This window comes from Paraglaciecola polaris LMG 21857, assembly GCF_000315055.1.
In the GTDB taxonomy this organism is placed as follows: Bacteria; Pseudomonadota; Gammaproteobacteria; order Enterobacterales; family Alteromonadaceae; genus Paraglaciecola; species Paraglaciecola polaris.
In genome coordinates this window covers 38,408-45,876 of the sequence record NZ_BAER01000059.1, presented here as the reverse complement: position 1 = coordinate 45,876, position 7,469 = coordinate 38,408, and the positions used below count along the sequence as shown (strand labels likewise).

Here is a 7,469-nt window from a genome sequence, read left to right as displayed (position 1 = left end):
AGGTTAATTAGCGATTAAGACGACTATTTATTAAACAATTATTGTGTTTTCACTTAAATTGACACCTTTTTAGGCTAATCAGGCAGGTAGCTCAATCTTGCCGTTTATGACCATGATGCAATCCATGCCTGCATTTGCGGCAGCTTGTCGGCCTATTTCTGTATCTTCAAACACCACACATTCATCTGCTCTGAGGCCCATATTTTTCGCGACGGTTAAAAACGTTTCACCGTGTGGTTTACCGTTAGTGACATCTGATGCGGTCACCACGGTTTCGACTCGGTCGAGTAAACCCGTTTCTGTAAGCATACGAATAGCATTGTCTCGCTCTGAACCTGTCCCTATGCCCATTTGTAACACGCCTTCGTAGCGCTGCATCACTTGAAATGTGTCGTCAATAACACTGAGATTGTCATCGAGGGCTAACCAAGCTTGACGCTTGACTTCGGCGACGTCGTCTACATCGTGATGGAGGTCATGTTTTTCATTAAGTAACTTGGCTATTTGCCGTGTCGGTACTCCCCCAAGGTCATGAATATATTGACCATCAAAAGGATAACCAAAATGCTCACAAGTTTGTTGCCATGCAATAGCGTGTGAGCCCATTGAGTCAATTAGCGTTCCGTCCATATCGAAAACGATCCCTTTGTAACGGCTTAAATCTGGCATGAAACACTCCTAAATAGTGGAATTAAAACAAAACTCTACACTGTTAATGTGGCCGAAAAATGAAAAAGCCAGCAGTAGCTGGCTTTCACATGATTAATAATCCCTTCAAATGCTTAACTAGGCGTTACCTGTTACCTTCATTTTAAGCTCAGCGGAAAAATCGAGCATTCTGTCTAGTGGTATCAGGGCTTTTTTACGTAGTTCATCGCTAACAAAGATCTCGTGACCGCTTTTTTCCGTCAATGCTTCGTAAATAGCCTGTAAGCCATTCATAGCCATCCACGGGCAATGGGCGCAGCTTTTACATGTTGCACCATTACCTGCCGTTGGTGCTTCAAGCAAAATTTTATCTGGGGCTGCGTGCTGCATTTTATAAAAAATACCACGGTCAGTTGCAACAATAAAATGGCTATTAGACATGGTTTTTGCTGCATTTATTAACTGGGTCGTTGAGCCAACTGCATCGGCTAACTCCACCACGCTAGCAGGTGACTCTGGATGCACGAGTACCGCAGCGTCAGGGTAAAGGTGTTTCATATCGCGCAGGGCTTTGGCAGAAAACTCATCATGCACGATACACTCCCCCTGCCACATCAACATGTCTGCGCCAGTTTCTTTGGCTATATAAGCACCTAAGTGACGATCCGGTGCCCAAATGATTTTTTTACCTTGGGAGTCTAAATGCTCAACAATTTCAAGGGCGATGCTGGACGTTACAACCCAATCAGCCCGAGCTTTTACTGCCGCAGACGTATTCGCGTAAACCACAACGGTGTGATCTGGATGCGCATCACAGAATGCTGAAAACTCAGCCTCAGGACACCCTATATCCAATGAACAGGTTGCCTCGAGGGTTGGCATGATGACAGTTTTATCTGGGCTGAGTATTTTTGCAGTCTCTCCCATAAAACGCACTCCTGCCACTACAAGCGTTTGTGCGTCACAGTCTCTGCCATAACGTGCCATTTCAAGGGAGTCAGAAATACAACCACCGGTTGCCTCAGCCAATGCCTGAATTTCAGGATCGGTATAGTAATGCGCAACGAGCGTGGCATTCTTCTCGATGAGTAGCTGTTTAATTTTGTCGATGTAATCTTGTTGCTGAGCAGAAGTTAATCGAGCTGGTTTTGCTGGAAACGGATAATCTACCGTACCAATAGAAAGTGCTTGGCTCATAGTGCTATGTTGGTTACCACAAACATCATAAATCGTCCGAGTAGTATACCGCCTGTATGAACAAAAATCACACTTCCCGTTAGATCCAATTGGCTTTACTTAATCCGCTTGTAGGTAGTGCTGGTAGCGGGTTCGCCAATACGTACCTTGCTCAGTGTCCCCTTTAGCATCATAACCCTGATAAAAATTAATGTAAGCAGGCGTTAATAATGGCTTATTTGCGAGTCGTTCAGCCCAGGCCCGTAGGTAAATGGGGGGAATATAAGGCACATCGTAAAACTCCATAAAGGTCATTTTGGTGCTGGGCTTATAAGCCTGAGCTTGGTGATTATCACAGGTGCGTGATTCACTGACTGCAATACGCTGACCTTTCGTTAAGCCTTGCCAACCTAGCATGTCAGGCTGATGTCCTTGGCGACTCACTCGCAAGTTCGGGGCATCGTTAAGCTCACATATCACGCTAGCCAGCCCTTCGGACAATGGATATTCGTCTATAAAACCTGCGAAATGTGCAAGCTCATGTACAAATACGTTGTAATCGTCCTGACTGTCTAAAAACATCACCCCATTGTGTACATTTGCCTTTCCTGCTTGCGCCAATACCACTACATGGGTGAAGCGTTGCCCAAAAAGTGACTGGCTCATTCGGGTCATATTACAGCCTAACCGGCCAGCTCCTTGCCAATTACCTGAACACGTTAATGAATCAGGAGCAAGCCATAAAGGACGGTTGATACAGATAGGTAAGGTTTTTAAGCGCTCATCGTTGGCAAAATTATCGATGAACGCTTGTCCTTGCATAACTGAATGCAAGCTGCTGGCAACAAACTGTAGCCGCTGGGCACAATTTTCCACGACCGCTTTTGATGAAGCCAGCGTTAATTCACTGTATTTTTTGGGAGCAGACCCGGCACGCATATTGAGTAACTTCAATGCTTCTGCGCTGCCCAGCTGTTGAGCGATTTGAAGTGACTCTAAGGCTTGTGACTCTTGTCCCTTGAGTGACAACCATTTGGCATACATGAGTGCACTACTTGCATCACGTTTAGCGGCACGCGATAACCAGTGCTGCGCCTTTTCTAATTGGTTTTGAGTGATCCAGTGATGGTACAACGCAACTTGGGCATCTAGCTCACCGCGCTTGGCGGAATAATTCAGCGCTTTTATAGCAGCTTTATTTCCTTCATTTCCAACCTGCAGGTACGAAAAGTAACGCTTTGCTTGGGCAGAGCCTGCTAATTTGGCGAAATGCAGCCAATAGCCATCATTGAGCGCTATGGCCCTTTGACTTAATTGCTCAAGAGCTTGCTCATCTCCGGCCCGATAAGCACGGTACAGGTAGTGTAGAGGTTGCTGGTTGCTATTAGCCTGATTGTGTAAGAAGGGTAAATACTGAATAACATCGCTGTGCCCTGTAAACAGCCAAGCTAAAGTACATAATAATCCAAGGCTGCTTTTTAGCACCTTGCGCGGCTCAAAAGCACTGCCGCCTTAAGGAGCTTCACTTTCAGCGACAGCTTGATCTCTTAACATATCTAGTTCTAAACGAGCGTATCGATGCTCAACATACTCAAAGACATTTGTGCTAAGTGCTAACTTAAAATAGTTCGAAGCAACTCCACGATTGCCTTGAGCCGAATTATATTTACCAAGGTAAAAATAGGCTTCACATAGACGGTCAGTGAGCTCTTGCTGGCTAGTTACACCTTGAATAAGGCCATTTAATAATGCCTGCTCGTCAATTCGGCCTAAATAAAGGTCAACCAAATGGGTCGCCCAATTGTCGTTATCTAGACTCTCTCGATTCTTGCTTAACGTCATTAACGCTTCAGTTTGGTCAAGCTCACTGTGAGCAATAAATGACCAAAGTGCTCGATAAGGGTCTGATTGATCTTTACGATAGAACTCACCGAAATCATTGACGGCTAAATCAGGACGACCGCCATAATAAAGTGCAATACCGCGATTCAGAAATGCAAACTCGTATTCAGGATTAATGTCCAACGTGGCATCGAACGCTTCATAAGCTTGAATAAAATTCATCTGCTGTGTGTAATGCACACCTAATGAATTATAGGCTTCCGCCATGTCGGGCTTTAAACGTATGGCGTGATCAAAGTCGTACTGAGCCAACCCTGCCAAGCCCACGCTGTCATACAACATGCCACGCTGATGAAGTAGCTCCGCACGCTCATGTTCTTCTAATGGGGCTTTAGCTAAAATTTGGCTGTAGCGCGCAATAGCCATTTGCGAACGTACACTCATAGGTGCAGGTTCCGCGAGTAATAAGTTACTCATTTGCGCCTGACTACCCTGTAATTGATTATCACTGGCACATCCGCCTAGCAAGAATCCTAACAATATCAGTGAGAAAAATTTATTTTGCATAAGAATGTGCGACGCTTGACCTAAAATTGATGGCGATAAAAAGCAAAATCAGCCAGAAAATTGATAGTAAATAAAAAAGCAGAGTGGCGTATTTAGCGATAAATGTAAAGACAACCACGGGTCGAAAATTGCAATCTACTGTATCAAGTTGTAAAAATAATGCACACTAACTGGCTAGCACAAAAACAAGTGAAACCATTTTGAACAAGCAACAAACTGATTTACAAATATTATTCAACGCCGCTTTGGATGTTCAAGCCAAAGCTCATGCTCCTTATTCTGATTACAGGGTCGGGTCGGCATTAGTCGCGGAAGACGGAAACACATACACGGGCTGTAACGTAGAGAATGTGTCTTTTCCACTTGGTCAATGCGCCGAAGGTAACGCGCTTGCTGCTATGGTAGCTGGCGGGGCACGGCAAGTACGGGAAATCCTCATTGCCAGTCCAAATGAACATTTTTGTTCCCCCTGCGGTGGTTGTCGACAACGTATTTTCGAGTTCGCCAGTAAAGACACCTTAGTACATATGGCTACCAGCGAAGGTGAAATTAAAACGCTTACCATGAACGATATACTGCCATTTGCGTTTGAACAATAAGCATAAAACTGATAATTACAACCGTTTATATACCAAAGAAAAAAACAACATTGATTAAAACTTAACCACAGCTATAATAAGCAACCTTATAAAGCGTCTGCGCATTGAAACAATGCGTTTAAATAACGTCCACTTTTTTTACACTACTGTTCCGATGCCAATCAACTTTAAAGGTAAGGCACTGAAATTAAAGAATTAATCAAAGTTGGCTTAATTAGTGCTTTATCAATAATTACAATAACAAGTTTGCAGTTAGGTCGTCGTAAAGGAGTAACCTATGACACGTTTATTTAAAAAAGCTAAGTTTTTATCCGCCGCTGCTTTAGTAGCATTGACCGCATCACAACAGATTAGTGCAGCGACTATAACTTTTGGCGGCCAAGCAGCCACTGATGATTCAGGTAAAACAAGTGTTAACGTAAACTCAAATAATACAATTAATACTATCAGCGATGGTTTTTTTGTTGAAACCTTCGATGTGGCTACTGCCATCCCAGGTTTACCTTCTGCAAATGACACAAGTTACAATGTAACAGACAAATCCACTGGTTGTGCTATAAACTCACCTTTACTCGTTCAGCCTAGTGCAACCAACGTGTTAAATGTTCGTTCCGGTTCGGAGAGAAATGTTGCAGCGGCACCTGCCGGTAATGACACTTGTTACGCGTACACAACTCCAGACACTGTAGACACACCAAGTTTTGTAGATATTGATTACACTGACTTCTTAACCAACATAGGAAGTATCGAAGCGTCTTTAGCCGGTTCAAGTATCGACTATTTAGGTTTCTATTGGGGTTCAATTGATACATACAACACATTCGAGTTTTACTCAGATAATACGTTAGTAAAAAGCATTGCTGGTGAAGAAATATTAAACTTACTTGGCGGTGTTGAAGGTGATAAAGAATCCGACAAATCAAATGTTTATGTGAATATTGATTTCACAATTGATGAAGCATTCAATCGACTGCGCGTGGTTTCTTCTGGTATAGCGGGTGAGTTCGATAACATTGTTGTTGGATTAACAAAGCGTGATGTGCCAGCACCAACTGGTTTAGCATTCTTAGGTTTGGGATTAATGGGCTTAGCATTACGTAAAAAATTGCAAAAATAAATCGTTTATTTTTGAAATAAAAGTCGGTTCGCCGACTTTTTTTTTGCTTATTTTTCAAGCGTAAATGGCAAATGAAACGGCACGGTCATTTAGCATGTATTTATTAATTACCCCACCAAAGCCTTTACTATTAAGACATCCATTCATTAATGTCTAAAAACAATCAAGCTGATTCAATTGGCGCGTTCAAATGTACCAATACACTGCATAAATGGCCGTGAATATCCCCTACTGTCAGCCAACTAATCTTATTAGGCACCACAAGATTTGAATACCTCAAAATTACGCTATGTAAGGCGGCGTTTCGTTATTCGGAATTTTTTACACTGCGTGGGTATTTTTTGTGCGAAAACGTCATCTATTTTTACGCATTCGGTGCGTTATTTTACCTACTCTAAACTAATATCATGATATATAGACATTATTTATATTGGCACAACTTATGCAAATATAAATGGTAGCAGTATATGTAGATGTAGATGTAGCAGCTTAACGGAGTTACAAAATGAAAACCTTACTCGGAAACACAAAATACTTATTCACACTTTCAATGTTAACGTTAGCGATGGGTCAGTCAGCAATCGCCGCGACCATAACATTTGGCGGCCAAGCAGCCACTGACGGTTCAGGTAAAACTAGCCTTAACGTCAATGCGAATAACACCATTAACTCTCTTAACGACGGCTTTTTCGTTGAAACCTTCGATAAGGCGACCGCTATCGGCGGCTTACCCTTAACTCAGGACGAAAGCTATAACGTTGCAGGCTTATCAAATGGTTGTGCCATTAACTCACCGCTGGACATCACCACAAGCGACCCATCAGTGTTGAATGTTCGTAAAGGCTCATCGAAAAACATCGCGGCAGCTCCCGCTGGTGACAGTACATGTTATGCCTATACCACGCCTTCAACTGTGGGTACCGATAGCTATGTGGACATTGATTACACCAATTTTTTGGCTAACATAGGCTCAACAATACCCTCGTTAGCGGGATCGAGCGTTAACTATCTCGGTTTTTACTGGGGTTCAGTGGACACGTACAACTCATTTGAGTTTTACGCTAATGATGTGCTGGTAAATAGTATTACCGGCGCTGAGTTATTGAGTCAATTGAATGGTACATCAGGTAATCAAGCGGCAGATTCATCAAATGTTTATGTGAATATAGCCTTTAATGCCAGTGAAGCTTTTAACCGTTTGCGAGTGGTATCTTCGGGCATAGCGGGAGAGTTCGACAACATAGTGGTTGGTTTAGACAAACGCGACGTACCAGAACCAACTAGTCTTGCCATTTTAGGATTAGGTTTATTGGGGTTAGGGGTGGGCAAACGCTTCAGAAAATAAACGTTTTCCAGCACATCATGAGTACTTGAAAAAGCCGGTTCGCCGGCTTTTTTTGTGACAACTTTTTATTATTTAAATAGGTTAGAGGTCATTTATCGCTCTGAAAACAAAATATGACGTTTTAATGAAGATTACCTAAAAGCGCCAAACTGTCATTTTCTTGTTTTATTTAGTC

The 7,469-nt window shown here is 42.8% G+C and carries 7 protein-coding genes; 3 read left to right on the top strand and 4 right to left on the bottom strand.

From position 1 onward, the window contains the following. Window positions 1-78 precede the first annotated feature (78 nt). The 4 genes from GPLA_RS11965 to nlpI form a co-directional block, all read right to left on the bottom strand. Complete coding sequence (locus tag GPLA_RS11965) at window positions 79-669, bottom strand: beta-phosphoglucomutase family hydrolase (RefSeq protein WP_007105184.1); 591 nt, start codon at window positions 667-669, stop codon at window positions 79-81. Window positions 670-786: 117 nt separating this feature from the next. After that, window positions 787-1,845 carry a quinolinate synthase NadA gene (gene nadA, locus GPLA_RS11960; protein WP_007105183.1) on the bottom strand — a complete coding sequence of 353 codons (1,059 nt, stop codon included), beginning with the start codon at window positions 1,843-1,845 and terminating at the stop codon, window positions 787-789. Between the two features lie 99 nt (window positions 1,846-1,944). Beyond that, entirely contained in the window at window positions 1,945-3,309 is a 1,365-nt protein-coding gene (locus GPLA_RS11955) for a hypothetical protein (protein ID WP_007105182.1), read from the bottom strand. Between the two features lie 27 nt (window positions 3,310-3,336). Continuing rightward, complete coding sequence (gene nlpI, locus GPLA_RS11950; protein ID WP_007105181.1) at window positions 3,337-4,233, bottom strand: lipoprotein NlpI; 897 nt, start codon at window positions 4,231-4,233, stop codon at window positions 3,337-3,339. Between the two features lie 200 nt (window positions 4,234-4,433). Here nlpI and GPLA_RS11945 point away from each other — a divergent pair, with 200 nt between their 5' ends. The 3 genes from GPLA_RS11945 (at window position 4,434) to GPLA_RS11935 (ending at window position 7,294) form a co-directional block, all read left to right on the top strand. Then, entirely contained in the window at window positions 4,434-4,832 is a 399-nt protein-coding gene (locus tag GPLA_RS11945) for a cytidine deaminase (RefSeq protein ID WP_007105180.1), read from the top strand. A 277-nt stretch (window positions 4,833-5,109) separates the two neighbouring features. Next, window positions 5,110-5,949: an Npun_F0296 family exosortase-dependent surface protein gene (locus GPLA_RS11940; protein ID WP_007105179.1), complete on the top strand. Its 840-nt coding sequence runs from the start codon at window positions 5,110-5,112 to the stop codon at window positions 5,947-5,949. A gap of 505 nt (window positions 5,950-6,454) precedes the next feature. After that, window positions 6,455-7,294: an Npun_F0296 family exosortase-dependent surface protein gene (locus tag GPLA_RS11935; protein WP_007105178.1), complete on the top strand. Its 840-nt coding sequence runs from the start codon at window positions 6,455-6,457 to the stop codon at window positions 7,292-7,294. Window positions 7,295-7,469 lie beyond the last annotated feature (175 nt).

What these genes read in the sequence shown, in the direction of transcription:
- GPLA_RS11965 (WP_007105184.1), bottom strand. Translation starts at nt 669, where the DNA reads ATGCCAGATTTAAGCCGTTACAAAGGGATCGTTTTCGATATGGACGGA.
- nadA (WP_007105183.1), bottom strand. Translation starts at nt 1,845, where the DNA reads ATGAGCCAAGCACTTTCTATTGGTACGGTAGATTATCCGTTTCCAGCA.
- nlpI (WP_007105181.1), bottom strand. Translation starts at nt 4,233, where the DNA reads ATGCAAAATAAATTTTTCTCACTGATATTGTTAGGATTCTTGCTAGGC.
- GPLA_RS11940 (WP_007105179.1), top strand. Translation starts at nt 5,110, where the DNA reads ATGACACGTTTATTTAAAAAAGCTAAGTTTTTATCCGCCGCTGCTTTA.
- GPLA_RS11935 (WP_007105178.1), top strand. Translation starts at nt 6,455, where the DNA reads ATGAAAACCTTACTCGGAAACACAAAATACTTATTCACACTTTCAATG.